The sequence below is a fragment of the Massilia eburnea genome, from assembly GCF_050709955.1.
Lineage (GTDB): Bacteria > Pseudomonadota > Gammaproteobacteria > Burkholderiales > Burkholderiaceae_D > Rugamonas > Rugamonas eburnea_A.
Map to the genome: position 1 here is coordinate 34,826 of NZ_JBNZFX010000030.1, position 17,894 is coordinate 52,719.

Genomic DNA, 17,894 nt, shown 5'->3' on the forward strand with positions numbered 1-17,894 from the left:
AGGAAGGAGCCTTATGCCAGCGTGCCGGACAGGCACACCCAGCCTTCGTGCTCAGCCCAGACGCCCAGTTTGATGAACGGTGCGTAAGCCGCCGCAACCTCTTCCGCCTGGCGCGCCAGCACGCCGGACAGCACCAGCGAACCGCCGGGCGCCACGCGGCCGGACAGCATCGGCGCCATCAGCTTCAGCGGTGAAGACAGGATGTTGGCGACCACGATATCAAAACGCTGCGAGGCAAACGCCGATTGCGCGAAATCATCCGGCACGAAGTACTGGATATCTTCCACGCGGTTGCGCAGCGCATTGTCGCTAGCCGACACGATAGCCTGTGGATCGATATCCACGCCGGCGACAGTAGTGGCGCCCAGCTTGCGTGCAACCATGGCGAGGATGCCGGAACCGCAGCCGTAGTCCAGCACGGACTTGCCAGGCGCCGGGTGGGCTTCCAGCCATTCCATGCACAGCTTGGTGGTCGGGTGCGAGCCGGTACCGAAGGCCAGGCCGGGGTCCAGTTCCAGGATCAGGGCGGATGGATCGGGGGCTTCGTGCCAGCTTGGCACGACCCAGATGTTCTTGCCGATATGGATCGGCTCAAATTGCGACTGGGTCAGGCGCACCCAGTCGGCGTCTTCCACCTTGCGGGTGGTGAACTTTGGCAGGTGAGCCAGCCCGATCGCGCCGGCGGCAGCCGCCACGATCAGGGCCTGGTCTTCCTCATCATCGGTCAGCGCGACCACACGGCTATGATCCCATGCCGCTTCGGTCGGCTCCATGCCCGGCTCGCCGAACAGGGGTTTTTCGGCGTCGGTGCCTTCATCGGCATCCTCCACCGACACCGACAGCGCGCCCGCATCCATCAGCGCCTCGGACAATGCCTCGGCGTGTTCACGTGCTACTTCGATGACGATTTCAGTCCAGCTCATTTATTACTTACCTGCCTTGTATATTTACTTGCCTGCCTTCGGCATTTCTGCCAGGCGTTGTTCCAGATAGTGGATGTTGGTGCCACCTTCGATGAAGCGTGCATCAACCATCAGCTCGCGGTGCAGCGGGATGTTGGTCGAAATGCCTTCAACGACCATTTCCGACAGTGCAATCTGCATGCGGCGGATCGCCTGCTCGCGGGTTGCGCCGTAGGTAATGACCTTGCCGATCATCGAATCGTAGTTCGGTGGTACAAAGTAACCCGCATAGGAGTGCGAGTCAACACGCACGCCTGGGCCACCCGGAGTATGCCATGCGGTGATGCGGCCTGGCGACGGGGTGAACTTGAATGGATCCTCGGCATTGATACGGCATTCGATGGCGTGGCCGGACAGCATCACGTCGCGCTGGCGGAAGCGCAGCTTCTCGCCCGCAGCAATGCGGATCTGTTCCTGCACGATGTCGATACCGGTGATCATTTCGGTCACCGGGTGCTCAACCTGCACGCGGGTGTTCATTTCGATGAAATAGAACTCGCCGTTTTCGTACAGGAATTCGAAGGTGCCGGCGCCACGGTAGCCGATCTTGCGGCACGCTTCGGCACAGCGGTCGCCGATCTTTTCGATCACCTTGCGCGGGATGCCGGGTGCCGGTGCTTCTTCGATCACCTTCTGGTGGCGGCGCTGCATGGAGCAGTCGCGTTCACCCAGCCAGACGGCGTTCTTGTGTTCGTCGGCCAGGATCTGGATTTCCACGTGACGCGGATTCTCCAGGTACTTCTCCATATACACTTCCGGATTGCCGAAGGCAGCGCCGGCTTCCGATTTGGTCATGGTGACCGCGTTCAGCAGCGCAGCTTCGGTATGCACCACGCGCATGCCGCGGCCACCGCCGCCGCCGGCGGCCTTGATGATCACCGGATAGCCGATTTTGCGCGCAATCTGCACAATGGCTTTCGGATCATCCGGCAGGGCGCCTTCGGAACCTGGCACGCAAGGCACGCCGGCTTTGATCATCGCGTGCTTGGCCGACACTTTGTCGCCCATCAAGCGGATCGATTCGGCGCGCGGGCCGATGAAGACGAAACCGGATTTCTCCACGCGCTCGGCAAAGTCCGCGTTCTCGGACAGGAAGCCGTAGCCAGGGTGGATCGCTTCCGCGTCGGTTACTTCGGCCGCGGAAATGATGGCCGGCATATTCAGGTAGGACTGCGCCGAAGGGGCTGGGCCGATGCAGACGGACTCGTCGGCAAGCTTCACGTACTTGGCGTCACGGTCGGCCTCTGAGTGCACGACCACAGTCTTGATGCCCAGTTCGCGGCACGCGCGCTGGATGCGCAGGGCGATTTCGCCGCGATTGGCAATAAGGATTTTTTCGAACATGGTAGCTTCGCTGTAGGATTGTTCGCTTGTTGTGCTGGCCGCCTGGTCAAGCTTGGCGGCCATGGTCCGGCTTTAGCCGATCACAAACAATGGCTGGCCGAATTCGACCGGTTGGCCGTTCTCGACCAGGATCTGGGTGATGGTGCCGGATTTGTCGGCATCGATCTCGTTCAGCAGCTTCATCGCTTCGATGATGCACAGGGTGTCGCCTTCTTTCACGGTGGCGCCCACTTCAACGAAAGCTGGGTTGCCCGGTGCGGAAGCGCGGTAGAAGGTGCCCACCATCGGCGACTTGACCACGTGGCCGGTTGGCTCGGCGGCAGCAGGAGCGGCAGGCGCAGCGACCGGTGCGGCGACCGGCGCGCCGGCGGGTGCGTAATGGGTTGGCGCTTGCGACGGCATCATCATTACCTGGTTTTGTGCCAGACCGCCGGACTTGACGATGCGAACTTTGCTTTCGCCTTCGGTCACTTCCAGTTCAGCGATGTCCGACTCTGCTACCAGGTCGATCAGCGTCTTCAGCTTGCGTAGATCCATTTGTTGGCTCCCTTGTTCTATCTATTATGTTGACGGTTACTTTGATGTCGCCTTATGGGCGGCATCGCGTTAGATGTGCGCAGATCGCGGTAGATTACTTGCTTTTTAAGGCAAAGTCGATGGCGAGACGATATCCGTCGATACCAAGCCCGCAGATCGTCCCCTGTGCGATTGCGCTGAGATAGGAATGGTGGCGGAACTCCTCCCGCCGATAAATATTCGAAATGTGCACTTCAATAAAAGGGATCGCTACGCCTGCCAATGCATCGCGCAAGGCGACACTGGTGTGGGTATAGCCTCCCGGGTTGATGACGATGAAATCCACGCCCTCGGTTCGGGCTGCGTGGATGCGGTCAATCAACGCTCCTTCGTGGTTGCTTTGGAAACAGGCGAGCCGTGCACCAGCTGTTCCGGCCTGTGCCTGCGCCGCCTGTTCAACGTCTGCCAGGGTGCTGGCGCCGTAGGTTTCAGGCTCGCGCGTGCCCAACAAATTCAGGTTGGGGCCATTAAGTAGCAGCAGGTTCGATGCCATGATTCCCTGACCATTTTCCGCGAAAGTTCCGCATTTTGCCGCCATCTACGAGCATTGGCAAGAGAAAATAACTTGGCGGAAGTTAATAGAACGGTCGTTCGCCGGCCAGCTTCTACTAGTTGAAGGCCGCCAGGTCGGCCTTCAGGTCATCGAATTTGAGGCGCGCCAGGTAAGTCTTTTTGACCGTGCCGTCAGCGCCAATCAGGACCGTGAAGGGCAGGCCGCCTTGCGTATTGCCGAACTGGCGAGACAGTTCGGTGCCGCTCATGCCGGCCACGTAGATGGGGTAGGCGACCTTCACCTTCTGTGTGAATTCTGCAATATTGGATGGCGAATCGATGCCGATGCCGATCACCTGGACCTTCTTGCCGAGCTCGGAATTTTGCAATTCAGACAATTCCGGCATCTCTTCCACGCAGGGCGCGCACCATGGAGCCCAGAAGTTGACCAGCAGGGTTTTGCCTTGCCATTTCGATAGCGCTTCCTTGACGCCTTTGTCATTTGGCAATGATTCGGCCATCATGGCGGCTACCGGGCCGGTAACGCCGGCCGGGGCGGTGCTGGTGATGGGAGCGGGAGCTTGTTTTTTATGGCTGCCGTACCAGGCGCCGGCGCCGGCAAACAGGACGGCGACCACGGCGTACATTGCAATTTTTTTCATTGTTGGGCTGGGTGAGAGCTGTTGCTGAGGATGCTGCGCAGTTCCGCGATATCGGCGCGCAGCAGCTTGTCGCCGCTTTTCTTTTTGGCGCCGCGCAAGTCGTCCTGCTCATACAGTTCGACGTGCACGCCCACGTTCTTCCACATGAAGCTGGCCGTTTCCACGTCTTCGAAACGGGGACCGCGGAAGTGGGGTGATTCGGAAATCTCGATTTGCAGGTTCTTGTTCAATAGATAAATCTCCACTTCCTTGGCGCTGTCCACGAAGACTTGCAGGTGAACGTCGTCGTGCATGCCCGCGCTGCCATGCAGCACGGAGCCGGTCAGGAAGGGTTGGTATTGTTCCAGCATTTCCATCACTTGCAAAGCCAGGCCGCGCAATCTGAATAAATGCGCTGGGTGGGTATCGGCGTTATACAAGGCGTGGTATAGGCGGACCTCTTCTTCGATCTGCTCGTTGTCGGGCAGGATGTCGGACAGGTCGCGGGCCTGGGCATCGCCGAGTATCTGGCGGGCGGCCTTGCGTTTGGCGCTACCGTAGTCGACGCCATCCTGCGCGATCATGCGGGCGGCGGCGGCGGCGATTTCGGTTTTGATCTCGGGGTTCATGATTGCATCATACCTAAAACCGGTAAACCTGGGTCTGACCCACAGGGTCAGACCCAGTCTGCTCATCGGCCGCGGGTTCTGGTTCCAGGCCTTTGACTTTCGTCGAAGATCAACATCACACAACCCGCACCCCAGGGAGGTTTACTGGTTCCAATCAGGTAAAATCCGGCTCTTGATCTTTTTCATCACCACCATGCACATCCACATCCTAGGCATTTGCGGCACTTTCATGGGCGGCCTTGCCGTTCTGGCAAAGGAAGCCGGCCACCGTGTAACGGGTTGCGACGCCAATGTCTATCCCCCGATGAGCACGCAGCTGGAAGCCCAGGGTATTGAGCTGATCCAGGGCTTTGGCCCCGAGCAGGTGGCGCTGAATCCCGATCTGTATGTGATCGGCAACGTGGTTTCGCGCGGCAATCCGCTGGTGGAAGAGATCATGAACCGCAACCTGCCGATGATCTCCGGCCCGCAATGGATCGGCGATCACATCCTGAAAGACAAATGGGTGCTGTCGGTCGCCGGCACGCACGGCAAGACCACCACTTCGGCCATGCTGGCCTGGATCCTGGAACACGCCGGCTACGCGCCCGGTTTCCTGATCGGCGGCATTCCGCAGAACTTCGGCATCTCGGCGCGCCTGACCGGCCCCGGCGCCAACTCGGAGTTCTTCGTTATCGAAGCGGACGAATACGACACCGCTTTCTTCGACAAGCGCAGCAAGTTCGTGCACTACCACTCGAAGACAGCCATCCTGAACAACCTGGAATACGACCACGCCGACATCTTCCCTGACATCGGCGCCATCGAAACCCAGTTCCACCACCTGGTGCGCACGGTGCCGGGCATCGGCCGCGTGATCGCCAATGCCGACGAAGCGAGCCTGCAGCGCGTGCTGAATCGCGGTTGCTGGAGCGAGCAGGAAACCTTCGGCGGTGCGCAAGGCGCCGACTGGGTGATGGCCGAACATGCCGACGGCAGCTTCGACGTCATCTTCAAGGGCGCCAAGGCCGCTACCGTAAGCTGGCAGCTGACCGGCAAACATAACCGCTCCAACGCGCTGGCCGCGATAGCCGCCGCCCGCCACGTGGGCGTGCCGATCGAGGTCGCGGCCCAGGCGCTGGACAGCTTCCAGAGCGTCAAGCGGCGCATGGAGGTGCGCGGCACCGTCAACGGCGTGACTGTGTACGACGATTTCGCCCATCACCCGACCGCTATCGAAACCACCGTCGGCGGCCTGCGTCAGAAAGTCGGCGGGAATGTCCGCATCCTGGCCGTGCTGGAGCCGCGCTCCAACACCATGAAGCTGGGCACCATGAAAGACGCGCTGCCGGGCAGCCTGAAAGACGCCGACCTGGTATTCGGCTTCGGCAGCGAGAAAGCCCTGGGCTGGAAGCTGGGCGAAGCGCTGTCGCCGATGGGCGCAATCGCCTCGGCCTACGAAGACCTGGACCTGATGGTGCAAGCCATCGTGGCGCAGGCCAGGCCGGGCGACCATATTATTGTGATGAGCAATGGCGGCTTCGGCGGCGTCCACCAGAAATTGCTGGAGGCGCTGAAGTAATGATTTTGTACTTGCATGGCTTCCGTTCCTCGCCGCTGTCGATGAAGGCGCGGCTGAGCGGGGAGCGGATGGCGCAGCTTGGCCGCAGCGGTGAATTCCTTTGCCCGCAATTGCCCGCGAGTCCAAAGCAGGCGATGGAACTGGCATTCGGCCTGGTCGCAGGCCTGCCTGCCGAAGCGCTGAGCATCGTCGGCTCTTCGCTGGGCGGCTACTACGCCACCTGGATGGCGGAAAAACTGGGCTGCCGCGCAGTCCTGCTGAACCCCGCCGTGGTGCCGATGCTGGACCTCGACCAGCACGTTGGCGTCAGCACCGCCTACCATTCAGACCAGCCGTTCGAATTCAAGCGTGAATATATAGAGGAGCTGCGCGCGCTGGCCGTGCCGCAGATCAGCAAGCCCGAGCGCTACTTCCTGCTCGCCTGCACCGGTGATGAAGTGCTGGACTACCGCGACATGGTGGCGCATTATGCCGGCGCGAAGCAGAAGGTGGTGCAGGGCAGCGACCACGCCATCAGCGAGTACCCCGATTACCTCGACGAAGTGCTCGAGTTCTGCGGCATCTCGGCCGAAACCCGATGAAAGGTCAATCGCTGCGCCAGGCCAACTGGCACGGTCACGTGCTGGCGACGAACGCCCCGCACCCTTACCGCCACTGGCTGGCCAGCGGCGGATCGCTGACCAATAAGCTGAAAGCGCACAGCAGCGTCTTCCGCGTGCAATTGCTGCACCAGGACACGGCAATCTGCCTGGCCGACGAAGCCAACATCATCGGCTATCGGCGCCCCGGCCGCGTCTGGGAGAGGGAAGTCCTGCTGCGGTGTGATAATACGCCTGTGGTCTTCGCCCACACCGTGGTGCCGATGTCGGCCGACGCCTCGGACTGGCCGCTGTTCAGCGCCCTGGGCGAACGCTCGCTCGGCAGTACATTGTTCGGCGACCCGCAGGTGCGGCGCGGCGGACTGGAATTTGCGCGCTTGCGCGCGACGCATCCGCTGGCCCGGCGTGCCCGCAGCGCCCTGGCGGCGCACGGCGCCGAAGTACCGGATGAAGCTTTACTATATGCACGGCGCTGCCTGTACCAGCGCCACGAAGGAACTTTGCTGGTGACCGAGGTTTTCCTGCCTCCGGTGCTCAAGCTTGAACGGAATAACGTGAAATGAATGTATTTTTTGAAGAATCTGGCGATTTCAAAGTAGGCAGCGTACTGTCGCAAGCGGGCGAGGCCTACCAGGTTGAGATGGCAAGCGGCAAGCGCAACAAGGTCAAAACCAAGGACGTGATGCTGCAGTTCGACAAGCCGTCGCCGGCCGAGCTGCTGGAGCAGGCCAAGGCCATCGCCGCCGACGTCGACCTGGACTTCCTGTGGGAAGTGGCGGGCGAAGAGGAATTCGGTTTCGCCGAACTGGGCGCCGAATATTTCGGTCATGCGCCGCAGCCGGCGGAAGCGGCCGGCCTGATCCTGAGCCTGCATGCAGCGCCGATCTATTTCCACAAAAAGGGACGCGGCCGCTATAAGAAAGCGCCGGAGCAGACCCTGAAGGCGGCGCTGGCCGGCATCGAGAAGAAGAAACAGCAAGCCATCATCCAGGGCCAGTATGCCGAGGAACTGAAGGCGGGCACCTTGCCGGCCTCGATGCAGGGCATCGTCAGCCAGCTGCTGTTCAAGCCGGACAAGAACACCATCGAATACAAGGCGCTGGAACAGGCCGCGAACGAGGCGCACACCACGCCGGCGCGCCTGATGCTGTCGGCCGGCGGCATCAAGTCGCCGAAAGACCTGCATATGGCGAAGTTCCTGTTCGAGAACTTCCCGAAAGGCCATGGTTTCCCGGAATTGCCGGTGCCGTCGGCGCCGGCCAGCCTGCCGCTGGCGGCAGTGGAAGCGTTCTCCATCGACGACGTGACCACCACCGAGATCGACGACGCCTTCTCCGTGGTGCACCAGGCGGACGGCAAGGTGCGTGTCGGCATCCACATCGCCGCGCCTGGCCTGGGCATCAAGCCGGACGACGCCATCGACAAGATCGCGCGCGGCCGCATGTCCACTGTCTATATGCCGGGCGATAAGATCACCATGCTGCCGGACAGCATCGTTGACGCTTTCACCCTGGCTGAAGGCAAGACCTGCCCGGCCTTGTCGCTGTACGCCGTGCTCGATCCGGCCGACTGGTCGGTGATCTCGACCGAAACCAAGGCCGAGCTGGTCCCGATCGCCAACAACCTGCGCCACAACACGCTGGACGAGCTGGTCAACGAGGAAACCCTGGCCAGCGGCGCCGGCGACTATCCGCGCAAGGCCGAATTGACCTTGCTGTGGGGCTGGGCCCAGCACCTGGAAGCCGGCCGCATGGTCAAGCGCGAGGGGTTCGGCCTGAAGCCGGAACAGAACAACCGCGTCGACTTCAACTTCTATGTGGAAGACGACGTGGTCACCATTTCCCGCCGCAAGCGCGGCGCGCCGCTGGACAAGATCGTGGCCGAGCTGATGATCTTCGCCAACAGCACCTGGGGCAAGCTGATGCACGACCACGGGGTGCCGGGCATTTACCGTACCCAGGGCCAGGGCGTGGGCGGCTGGGCCGCCAAGATGCAGGTGCGCATGATGACCCAGGCGGCACCGCACCAGGGCTTGGGCGTGGACCAGTACGCCTGGTCGACCTCGCCGCTGCGCCGGTATACCGACCTGGTCAACCAATGGCAGATCCTGGCCTGCGCCTCGCATGGCGTGACGGCGCCGATGGTGGCGCCGTTCAAGCACAAGGATGCCAACCTGTTCGCCATCGTGTCGGCCTTCGACGCCGCTTACGCGGCGTATGCCGACTTCCAGTCGAATATGGAGCGTTACTGGTGCCTGCGCTGGCTGGGCCAGGAAAATGCCAAGGAAGTCGAGGCCGTGGTGCTGAAGGATGAAGTGCTGCGCCTGGCCGAGATTCCGCTGATCGTGCGCATGCCGGGCATGCCGTCTGTTGCACGCGGGTCACATGTGAAGCTGGACCTGCTGCGCTGGGACGAAGTCGACCTGGCGCTCGAGACGCGGCTGCAGGAAGGCTCGATTACCCTGCCGGTCGAGCCCGAAGCGGAACTGGACGAGGAAGAGGCGCCGGCCGACCCGGCGCAGCCGACCGAGGCCGATGCGGAGGAAGCTGCGCTCGCCAGCGAGACGGTTGTTACCGAACCCGGCCCACAGTGAAGTAGAATTCAAGATTCTCAAAAGCATCATTTCTGATTCCAGCGCGTGAAGTATTTCAAAGAAAACCAGTTCCTTGTCATCGCCTCCGCAGTATCGGTGGTGTTCCACGTCGTGGCGCTGACGGTGCATTTCGTCGCCCCCAAAGATTTCAAGGTCGAGCCAACCGACCCTGGCCTTGAAGTCATCCTGGTCAATGCCAAGCATGCATCCAAGCCGTTGAAGGCCGATGCACTGGCGCAGGCTGACCTGGATGGCGGCGGCAATGCCGATGCCGGCCGGGCCAAATCGCCGCTGCCCGACATGCGCCGCATGGAAACCGGCGAAAGCATCAAGGCCTCGCAGCGTTATATGCAGGAGCTCGAAGAGCGCCAGAAGAACCTGCTGACCCAGGTGAAGAAGAGCCCTTTGACCGCCGCCCCGGTGACGGAGAAGAACCAGACCGACCCTAGCCGCACCGGCGCCGAGCTGATTGAAAGCAGCAAGGCGATCGCTCGCATGGAAGCGGAAATCACGCAAACCATCGAGGACCAGAACAAGCGGCCGAAGAAGACTTTCCTGTCGCCGAGCACGCAGGGCGTCGGCTATGCCATGTATTACAACGCCTTCCGCCGCCGGGTGGAGGATATCGGCACGCTGAATTTCCCGCAGAAGGATGGGCGCAAGCTGTATGGCGTGGTGGTGCTGAGCATTCCGATTTTCCAGGACGGCAGCGTTTATGAAAAAGACGGCGGCACCGTGGTTGAGCGCAGCTCCGGCAACCCGGCCCTGGATGCGGCGGCCATCAGCATCGTGCGCCGCTCGGCGCCGTTCGGCAAGTTCCCGCCGAATATGCGTTCCAAGGACCGCGACGACCTGTGGGTGATCGTGCAGAAGTTTGTGTTTACCCGTGAAGAGAAGGTCCAGGTTTCCTACGGAAGCACCGAGTGATGGACAAGTACTGCGTTTTCGGCAACCCGATTGCCCACAGCAAGTCGCCTGAAATCCACGCGGCCTATGCGGCGCAGACCGGCCAGCAACTGAGTTACGAAAAATGCCTGGCAGCGCTGGATGGCTTCGGTGCCGCGGTGCGGGCCTTTATTGCCGCCGGCGGCAAGGGTGCCAATGTCACCGTGCCGTTCAAGCTGGAAGCGCACAAGCTGGCGACATCGCTGACCGTGCGCGCCCAGGCCGCAGGCGCCGTGAATACCCTGGTGTTCGACGCCGACGGCAGCATCACCGGCGACAATACCGATGGCGCCGGCCTGGTGGCCGACATCGTGCAGAACGCCGGTGTGCCGATTGCCGGCAAGCGCGTGCTGCTGCTGGGTGCCGGCGGTGCGGCGCGCGGCGTGGTGCTGCCCATCCTTGAACATCGTCCCGCTGCACTGGTGATCGCCAACCGCACGGTCGCCACGGCGGAAGCGCTGGTCGACCAGTTTGGCGCCCTGGCCGGGCTGGGCGTGCTGTCGGCCTGCGGCTTTGCCGACGTGCCGGGCGCCTTCGACATCATCATCAACGCCACCTCCGCCAGCCTGAGCGCCGACCTGCCGCCGGTGCCGGCTACGGTATTTGCTCCCGGTGCGCTGGCACTGGACATGATGTATGGCGCCAAACCAACCGTCTTCATGGAATTCGCCGCCAGCCACGGCGCCGTCACCCGCGACGGCCTGGGCATGCTGGTCGAACAAGCCGCCGAGGCCTTCCAGGCATGGCGCGGCGTGCGCCCGCAGACGGCCGCAGTGCTGCAGCAGTTGCGCGCCAAGCTATGATCAGGAAGCTGAAGTGGTTCATCATCGTGCCCATCGCGATCTTCCTCGCGGTGCAGCTGTATTTCTTCGTGCAGATCTGGTGGTGGGTCGACCATAACCCGGGCATGACGGCTTTCATGCGCGAGCAGCAGGCGGCCATGCAGGAAAAGGACCCGAAAGCGCGCGTGCAGCAGGCGTGGGTCAGCTACCAGGCCATTTCGCCCAGCCTGAAACGGGCGGTGATCGCATCGGAAGATGCCAACTTCGCCGAGCACGAGGGCGTGGACTGGGAGGCGATGCAGAAAGCCTACGAACACAACCAGGAAAAGAAGAAGGGCGCCAAGATCCACGGCGGCTCGACCATCACCCAGCAACTGGCCAAGAACCTGTTCCTGTCCGGCTCGCGCAGCTACCTGCGCAAGGGGCAGGAGCTGATCATCACGTACATGCTGGAGACGTTGATGGATAAGCGCCGCATCCTGGAGATCTACCTGAACGTGGCCGAGTTCGGGCGCGGCATCTACGGCGCGGAAGCGGCGGCGCGCCACTATTACCGGATTCCGGCGTCGAGGCTGGGACCGGAGCAGGCGGCGCGGCTGGCGGTGATGCTGCCGCGCCCTAAATATTATGATGCGCACCGCGAATCGGCTTACCTGGCGCGGCGTACCGGCATCATCATGCAACGAATGAATTCGGCGGACCTTCCATGAAACAATATCAATCCGGCATCAGCCTGATCGCGGTGGCGGTCATTATGGGCGTGTTGGGCGGCGCAGCAGCATTTGCGCTGATCTCGATGCGGCAAGAGCGCAACCTGTTTGCCGAAGGGCTCAACAAGGTCAGCGCCAAGGCGGCGCAAGCGGCGGCGCCCGTGGTGGCGTCGGTGACGCCGCCGGCGGCGCCGATGCGCAAGTGCGTCATCAATGGCAAGACCATCGTTTCCAATACCGAGTGTGGTGAAAAAGGCAAAGTGATCGAAATCCACGACTCGCGCGGGATCGAGGCGCCGAAGGAGCCGCCCAAGCCGCCGCCAGCGGCGATGCCGGGTCCGAAAGACCGCGCCATCGAGCAGGCGACGCGTTAAATATATGCCTCGCCGGGGTGGCAAGCGCTACCCCTTTGCGGGTACACTTGCGAAGTTTTTTAGAACCCGCGCTCTACACCTCCTGTCCGGCTGAGATTGCCTATGATCAATGTTTTCGTTTTACAAAATGGCCGGCTCAACCAGGTGCCTATTGAGACGCGCGAAGACCTTGAACAAGCGGCACCGGTCTGGGTCGACCTGACCGATCCGACAGAAGACGAGCGCGCCTGGGTCAAGTCCATTTATGGCGTGATCCTGCCTGGCGAAGACGAAGTCAAGGACATCGAAGCCTCGGCCCGTTACTACGAAGCGGAAAACGGCGACCTCCACCTGCGCACCGATTTCCTGCTGGAAGAAGATGAAGGCCCGTCGCGCGTAGTGACGGTGGCGTTCATCCTGGCCAAGAAAATGCTGTTCTCGGTGCACACCGACGACCTGCCGGTATTCCGCCTGGTGCGCATGCGCGCCCGTTCGCGTCCCGGTTCCATCGCCGACTACATGGACGTGCTGCTGGACCTGTACGCCACCGACGCCGAGTACTCGGCGGATGCGCTGGAAGGCATCTACCAGAACCTGGAAGAAGTCTCCGGCCGCGTGCTGCAGGAAGAATTCACCGACAAGGACGCGGCCGACGCCCTGAGCGCCATCGCGCACGAGGAAGACTTGAACGGCCGTATCCGCCGCAACATGATGGACACGCGCCGCGCGGTGTCGTTCCTGATGCGCGGCCGCCTGCTGAATTCCGACCAGTTCGAGGAAGCGCGCCAGATCCTGCGCGACATCGAATCGCTGGACGGCCACACCTCCTTCCTGTTCGACAAGATCAACTTCCTGATGGATGCCACCGTCGGCTTCATCAACATTAACCAGAATAAGATCATCAAGATCTTCTCGGTGGCTTCGGTGGCCTTCCTGCCGCCGACCCTGATCGCTTCGGTGTATGGCATGAACTTCGACTTCATGCCGGAACTGAAGTGGCAGATCGGCTATGGCTGGGCTTGGGGCCTGATGATCGTCAGCGCTGCTGCGCCGCTGCTGTACTTCCGCCGCCGCGGCTGGCTCAGGTAAGCCACCATGTCGCCAGCCCAGCCCCAGGACTACCGGCCTGACATCGATGGGCTGCGCGCGGTGGCGGTGCTGGCAGTCATCGTCTTTCATTTGCGGGCGGAATGGCTGCCCGGAGGTTTCGTCGGCGTCGACATCTTCTTCGTCATTTCCGGCTACCTGATCACCCGCTACATCCTGCAGGAACTGCAGGCCGGCACTTTTTCACTGGCCGAATTCTATCGCCGCCGCATCAAACGCATCGCGCCCGCCCTGTTGCTCGTGGTGGGGACGACGCTGGCCCTGTCGGCCCTGCTGATGCTGCCTGACGATATGCACAAGACGGCCAAATCGGCGGTCTGGTCGCTCGGCTCGCTGGCCAACTTCTATTTCTGCTTTTTCAAAGAGTTCGGCTACTTTGGCGGCGGTAACGAAGTCTATCCCTTGCTTCACCTGTGGTCGCTCGGCGTGGAGGAGCAGTTCTACATGCTGTGGCCGTTGCTGCTGATGGTCTGGCGGCCGCGCAGCCGGCGCAGCTACCTGCTGGTGGCGGGCATCCTGGCGGCAGCCTCCTTCATCGGCGCCGAATGGCTGGCCAGAAGCCACCAGGACCTGGCCTATTTCATGCTGCCCACGCGCGGCGGCGAACTGTTGGTGGGCGCCCTGCTGGCGTGGCCGGTGCAGCGCTCCCATGCCGGCTGGACACCGCGCGTGGCCGGCGCCGCGGCCTGGAGCGGCGCGGCGTTGATCCTGTGGTCCCTGCTGTTCGTGTCCAAGACCGATACCTTCCCGGGTTTGCTGGCCGTGCCGCCGACAGTGGGCGCGGCCTTGCTGATCCAGGCTGGACGCTTCCCGTATCGCGGCGCGCATGTGCTGGCGCATCCGTGGATGGTGGCGATCGGCAAAGTCTCGTATTCGGCCTACCTGTGGCACTGGCCGCTGATCGCACTCTGGGTCTACGGCTACGGCGAACCCGGCGTGGGTACGGCAGTGCTGCTGGTGGCGGTCACGCTGCTGCTGGCGGCACTCAGCTACCGCTGGGTCGAAACGCCGGCGCGCCACTCCAGCGCGCCGCTGCTGCCGCTGGCGTGGCGCCAGTTCATTCTGCCGTCGGCGCTTACCTGCCTGGCAGCGGTGGCGCTGGTGTTTGGCGGGCGAATCTGGCCCAGCCTGGTCGACACGCCGTATCACAACGAGCTGACGCGCTTGTTCGAGTTGAATCGGCCAGCTTTCGGGCAGTCGTATGTCTGCCAGCGGCAGCGCCTGACGGAAATGGATATCACCAACGCGCAATGCGTGGTCGGCGCCAGCGGCAGCCCGGTCAAGGTCCTGCTGTGGGGCGATTCGAATGCGGCCCATTACATCGGCATGCTGAGCGAATTCTCGCGCCACCAAGCGCTGCAGTTCCGCAATGTGGAGATCGGCGAGTGCCCGCCGTTGCTGGACGACCCGACGCCGTTCCTGCTGCCGAAGCGGATCGCCGATTGCCGCAGCTCTCTGGCCCTGGTGCGCGGCACGCTGGAGCAGTACGACACGATTATCCTGGCGGCCTCCTGGTCGGTGTACCAGCAGCGTTCACCGAAGTTCCTGGAAACGGTGCAGGCCACCGTGACCGAGCTGGCGCGCCGCGGCAAGAAAGTCGTCCTGCTCGGGAAGGCGCCGGAACTGGCGGGCGTGCACCGCAGCTGCCCGATGAAGGCGCTCACCTATCCGGTGCTGGATTGTTCGCCGCTCAGTGTCGCGCTCAAGCCTGAAATCGCGACGGCCAACAGCTTCCTGCGCGCGCTCGCCATGCGCCAGCCGAATGTCGCGTATTTCGACGCCAATGCCTACCTTTGCGACAACGGCGTCTGCCCGTCGCACGAGGCGGACGGCGCACTGCGCTACGCTGACGGCTCGCATTTCACGATGCGTTATTCCTGGCAGCTGGGGCGCCGTATTTATGAGGCGGAAGGCATTCCGGCCGCGCTTCGCGATTTGACGGCTGACAAATCGGCAAATATGCAACAGGGAATGTAAGCAATAAGCAGGCTGGACCGGTCCAGTGCAACGCCGCGCCCAGCGTTTTGATAATTTGCGTTAATAAAATACAACATTATTATTTGCTAAGTCTTGTTCCTGATAGGTAAAATTCTGCGGCAATTTTGAATTGCGAAAATTTTAACTATACAAAGGACTGAGATGACATTCCGATTTGGGCTGGTGTTCGCTGCTGCTGCAGTATTCCTGACTGGCTGCGCGACCCCGCCGCAGTACCCGGTGGCCTTGGGCACCAATACCTTCGCCGAACAGGGCCTGCGGGTCGGCGTCGCCATGGGCAAAATGCCCAAGGTTGATACCAGCTTCCCTGGCGCTGGCTGCCTGTTGTGTGCTGCGGCGGCTTCGGTTGCGAACTCCTCATTGACTGCCTATACCCAGACTTTGCCGTCCGACGACTTGGCGCGCCTGAAGACCGATATTGCCGACGCGCTGAAGCTGAAAGGCCAGGTGCCGGTGGTGATCGAAGAAGCCATTCTCGTGAATGACCTGCCAAAGTCGACGAGCACAGTACCGAACGCGGCGCGCAAGGACTACTCCTCGCTCAAAGCCAAGTACAACATCGATAAGCTGGTGGTGGTCGAACTGTCCGAAGTCGGCATTACCCGTCCATACTCGGCCTATATTCCGACCGGCGAACCAAAAGGCGTGGTGAGTGGCGCGAGCTACATCGTCAACCTCAAGGACAATTCCTATGAATGGTACCTGCCGGTGTCGCAGCAAAAAGGCGCGCAGGGTCCATGGGACGAGGCGCCGAAATTCCCGGGCTTGAGCAATGCCTACTTCCAGGTTGTGGAAGAAGCGCGCGACAGCATCCTGAAGCCACTGGCGAACTGACCTATGATCCGTCGTCAGTTGCTGACGCTTGCCGTGCTGCTGGCTTGCCAGCAGGCGGCGCAAGCTGCGGACCCGGCAGCGGAAACGGCTGATTGGTCCTTGCGCCTGCCGGTCCAGGAGAAGGTTGTTTTCCGTGGCCAGGTCAATTACGACAAGGCGGGGACGGGGCAGGGCGGGATGGTGTATCCCGCGCCTGGCTTGGTGGGACTCCTGGCCGCCATTGCCACGCATGCGGTCATCGTCAATGGCGTGCGCCAAGGGCAGCGCAGCGAAATCGAGATCGCTGCCGACAAGGTCCTGACGCCGTATAAGGAAACGCTGGACGCCTTCAACTACGGTGAACTGGCCGGACTGGCCCTGCCGCCGGAGCTTGGGGTGCCAACGCTGGCAGCGGACGCCAAACCAAAGTCGGGATTGATCATTTCGAGTGCACCGGTGTTTTACATGACACAGGACCAGAGCGCCCTGATCCTCGACAACACGGTGTCGGTGTTCAAGGCCGGCAACGACAAGCCGGTGTACACCAACACGGTGCGGGTTGTCTCGCGTGCCGGGGAAGCGGAAGACCTGGTCGCGCACTGGAAGCAAGAAGACGGCAAACGGCTGCGGGAGGAAAGTGCCTCCTTGTTCCGGCAGTCGGTAGATATCGTGCGTTCGTACGCCCTGGCACCCGCCAGTGCCGCGACCGCCTCCGCCCACAGAACCTTCCGCTATCTGGAAGGAAAGGTGGATGCGATCGAGCGCGCGGAACCGCTTAGCGAACAGTGCGGCCGTGCGCTGGTGAAGAACTTGCGTGGCTGGCTGATGTCGATTCCACTCAAGCGCGCACGCCCGGCAGCGCCCGAATGCGCGGCGCCAGCCGAGTCGCCAACGCTGTAGTAACGGCTTGGGGTCATTCGCGCCAGGCATGGCGTGGATGACCATTTCGCCGCCGCGCGTTCAGCCGGTTCGGCCGCCGTACTGGCGTCGTTGACCCAAAGCAACATATTTATTTGCTAAGTCCCATTTCATAGGTAGAATTTCGCCGGCAACTCCGGGTTGCGGAAATTTAAACGATACGAAAGGGCTGAGATGAGATTCGGATTTGGGTTGCTGGCCGCCGCTGCCGCAGCATTCCTGACCGGCTGCGCCACCCCGCCTCAAGCAGCGGTATCGATGCCTTATCGGCCGTTTGCGGAACCGGGCCTGCGCATCGGTGTCGCGATGAGCCGGTTGCCCAAGGTCGATACCAGTTTTCCTGGTGCCGAGTGGCCGCTGTGCCACGCCGCCGCCGCGCTGGCGAACGCCAAGCTGACGGCGCACACCCGGACTTTGCCGGTGGACGACCTGGCCGGCCTGAAGGACGACATCGCCGAAGTACTGAAACGGAAGGGCCAGGTAGCGGTCGTGATCGACGAACCGATTGTGGTGGAGCAGCTGCCCAAAACAAACTCTACAGTGCGCAACGCGGCCGGCAGGGATTATTCTTCGCTGCAAGCGCGCTACCAGCTGGACAAGCTGCTGGTGGTGGAGGTGACCGAATTGGGCATCACCCGACCATATTCTTCGTATGTTCCCACCGGCGAACCGAAGGGAATCGTCAGCGCCAAGACCTACATGGTCGACTTCATGGACAACTCCTACGAATGGTATGTGCCGGTGCTGCAGTACAAGAGCGCCCAGGGCAACTGGGATGAGGCGCCGGCTTTCCCGGGCTTGAGCAATGCCTATTTCCAGGCGATCGAAGCGGCGCGCCAGGCCATCCTGCAACCGCTGCTGAACTAAGACC

Annotated in this window: 19 protein-coding genes; 13 read left to right on the forward strand and 6 right to left on the reverse strand. The window is 61.9% G+C overall.

Annotation, left to right across the window (positions count from 1 at the left end):
• Positions 1-11: 11 nt before the first annotated feature.
• From prmA to ACQ4MM_RS15845, 6 genes are all read right to left on the reverse strand, one after another.
• Positions 12-923 (reverse strand): 50S ribosomal protein L11 methyltransferase, encoded by a 912-nt coding sequence (gene prmA / locus ACQ4MM_RS15820; protein WP_431478238.1) that lies wholly within the window; start codon positions 921-923, stop codon positions 12-14.
• 24 nt (positions 924-947) lie between these two features.
• Complete coding sequence (gene accC, locus ACQ4MM_RS15825; protein ID WP_090435078.1) at positions 948-2,306, reverse strand: acetyl-CoA carboxylase biotin carboxylase subunit; 1,359 nt, start codon at positions 2,304-2,306, stop codon at positions 948-950.
• 72 nt (positions 2,307-2,378) lie between these two features.
• Positions 2,379-2,843, reverse strand: coding sequence for an acetyl-CoA carboxylase biotin carboxyl carrier protein (accB, locus tag ACQ4MM_RS15830; protein WP_431478239.1), 465 nt, complete (start codon positions 2,841-2,843; stop codon positions 2,379-2,381).
• A gap of 94 nt (positions 2,844-2,937) precedes the next feature.
• Positions 2,938-3,375 carry a type II 3-dehydroquinate dehydratase gene (aroQ, locus tag ACQ4MM_RS15835; protein WP_431478240.1) on the reverse strand — a complete coding sequence of 146 codons (438 nt, stop codon included), beginning with the start codon at positions 3,373-3,375 and terminating at the stop codon, positions 2,938-2,940.
• A gap of 115 nt (positions 3,376-3,490) precedes the next feature.
• Positions 3,491-4,036 (reverse strand): redoxin family protein, encoded by a 546-nt coding sequence (locus ACQ4MM_RS15840; RefSeq protein WP_431478241.1) that lies wholly within the window; start codon positions 4,034-4,036, stop codon positions 3,491-3,493.
• Positions 4,033-4,644, reverse strand: a complete 612-nt coding sequence (locus tag ACQ4MM_RS15845) for a hypothetical protein (RefSeq protein ID WP_431478242.1) — start codon at positions 4,642-4,644, stop codon at positions 4,033-4,035. The genes ACQ4MM_RS15840 and ACQ4MM_RS15845 overlap by 4 nt, the downstream gene beginning before the upstream one ends.
• Positions 4,645-4,837: 193 nt before the next feature.
• On the opposite strand from ACQ4MM_RS15845, the gene mpl reads away from it, so the two are divergent.
• From mpl to ACQ4MM_RS15910, 13 genes are all read left to right on the forward strand, one after another.
• The gene (gene mpl / locus ACQ4MM_RS15850; RefSeq protein ID WP_431478461.1) at positions 4,838-6,205 is read left to right on the forward strand and encodes a UDP-N-acetylmuramate:L-alanyl-gamma-D-glutamyl-meso-diaminopimelate ligase; all 1,368 of its coding nucleotides are present in this window, start codon (positions 4,838-4,840) and stop codon (positions 6,203-6,205) included.
• Positions 6,205-6,786 carry a YqiA/YcfP family alpha/beta fold hydrolase gene (locus ACQ4MM_RS15855; RefSeq protein ID WP_431478243.1) on the forward strand — a complete coding sequence of 194 codons (582 nt, stop codon included), beginning with the start codon at positions 6,205-6,207 and terminating at the stop codon, positions 6,784-6,786. Before mpl ends, ACQ4MM_RS15855 begins: the two co-directional genes overlap by 1 nt.
• The gene (locus tag ACQ4MM_RS15860; RefSeq protein ID WP_431478244.1) at positions 6,783-7,367 is read left to right on the forward strand and encodes a chorismate--pyruvate lyase family protein; all 585 of its coding nucleotides are present in this window, start codon (positions 6,783-6,785) and stop codon (positions 7,365-7,367) included. Before ACQ4MM_RS15855 ends, ACQ4MM_RS15860 begins: the two co-directional genes overlap by 4 nt.
• A complete protein-coding gene (locus ACQ4MM_RS15865) occupies positions 7,364-9,397 on the forward strand; it encodes a ribonuclease catalytic domain-containing protein (protein WP_431478245.1) in 2,034 nt (677 codons plus the stop codon). The genes ACQ4MM_RS15860 and ACQ4MM_RS15865 overlap by 4 nt, the downstream gene beginning before the upstream one ends.
• 45 nt (positions 9,398-9,442) lie before the next feature.
• Positions 9,443-10,324, forward strand: a complete 882-nt coding sequence (locus ACQ4MM_RS15870) for an energy transducer TonB (RefSeq protein ID WP_431478246.1) — start codon at positions 9,443-9,445, stop codon at positions 10,322-10,324.
• Complete coding sequence (gene aroE / locus ACQ4MM_RS15875) at positions 10,324-11,145, forward strand: shikimate dehydrogenase (RefSeq protein ID WP_431478247.1); 822 nt, start codon at positions 10,324-10,326, stop codon at positions 11,143-11,145. Before ACQ4MM_RS15870 ends, aroE begins: the two co-directional genes overlap by 1 nt.
• Positions 11,142-11,834 carry a monofunctional biosynthetic peptidoglycan transglycosylase gene (gene mtgA, locus ACQ4MM_RS15880; protein WP_431478248.1) on the forward strand — a complete coding sequence of 231 codons (693 nt, stop codon included), beginning with the start codon at positions 11,142-11,144 and terminating at the stop codon, positions 11,832-11,834. The genes aroE and mtgA overlap by 4 nt, the downstream gene beginning before the upstream one ends.
• Entirely contained in the window at positions 11,831-12,208 is a 378-nt protein-coding gene (locus ACQ4MM_RS15885; RefSeq protein WP_431478249.1) for a DUF4124 domain-containing protein, read from the forward strand. The genes mtgA and ACQ4MM_RS15885 overlap by 4 nt, the downstream gene beginning before the upstream one ends.
• 102 nt (positions 12,209-12,310) lie before the next feature.
• On the forward strand, positions 12,311-13,276 hold the full coding sequence (gene corA, locus ACQ4MM_RS15890) for a magnesium/cobalt transporter CorA (RefSeq protein WP_431478250.1): 966 nt from the start codon (positions 12,311-12,313) through the stop codon (positions 13,274-13,276).
• Positions 13,277-13,282: 6 nt separating this feature from the next.
• On the forward strand, positions 13,283-15,271 hold the full coding sequence (locus ACQ4MM_RS15895; protein WP_431478251.1) for an acyltransferase family protein: 1,989 nt from the start codon (positions 13,283-13,285) through the stop codon (positions 15,269-15,271).
• Positions 15,272-15,433: 162 nt separating this feature from the next.
• Positions 15,434-16,126: a hypothetical protein gene (locus ACQ4MM_RS15900; RefSeq protein ID WP_431478252.1), complete on the forward strand. Its 693-nt coding sequence runs from the start codon at positions 15,434-15,436 to the stop codon at positions 16,124-16,126.
• A gap of 3 nt (positions 16,127-16,129) precedes the next feature.
• Positions 16,130-17,005 carry a hypothetical protein gene (locus ACQ4MM_RS15905; RefSeq protein WP_431478253.1) on the forward strand — a complete coding sequence of 292 codons (876 nt, stop codon included), beginning with the start codon at positions 16,130-16,132 and terminating at the stop codon, positions 17,003-17,005.
• A 192-nt stretch (positions 17,006-17,197) separates the two neighbouring features.
• A complete protein-coding gene (locus tag ACQ4MM_RS15910) occupies positions 17,198-17,890 on the forward strand; it encodes a hypothetical protein (RefSeq protein ID WP_431478254.1) in 693 nt (230 codons plus the stop codon).
• Positions 17,891-17,894: the final 4 nt, after the last annotated feature.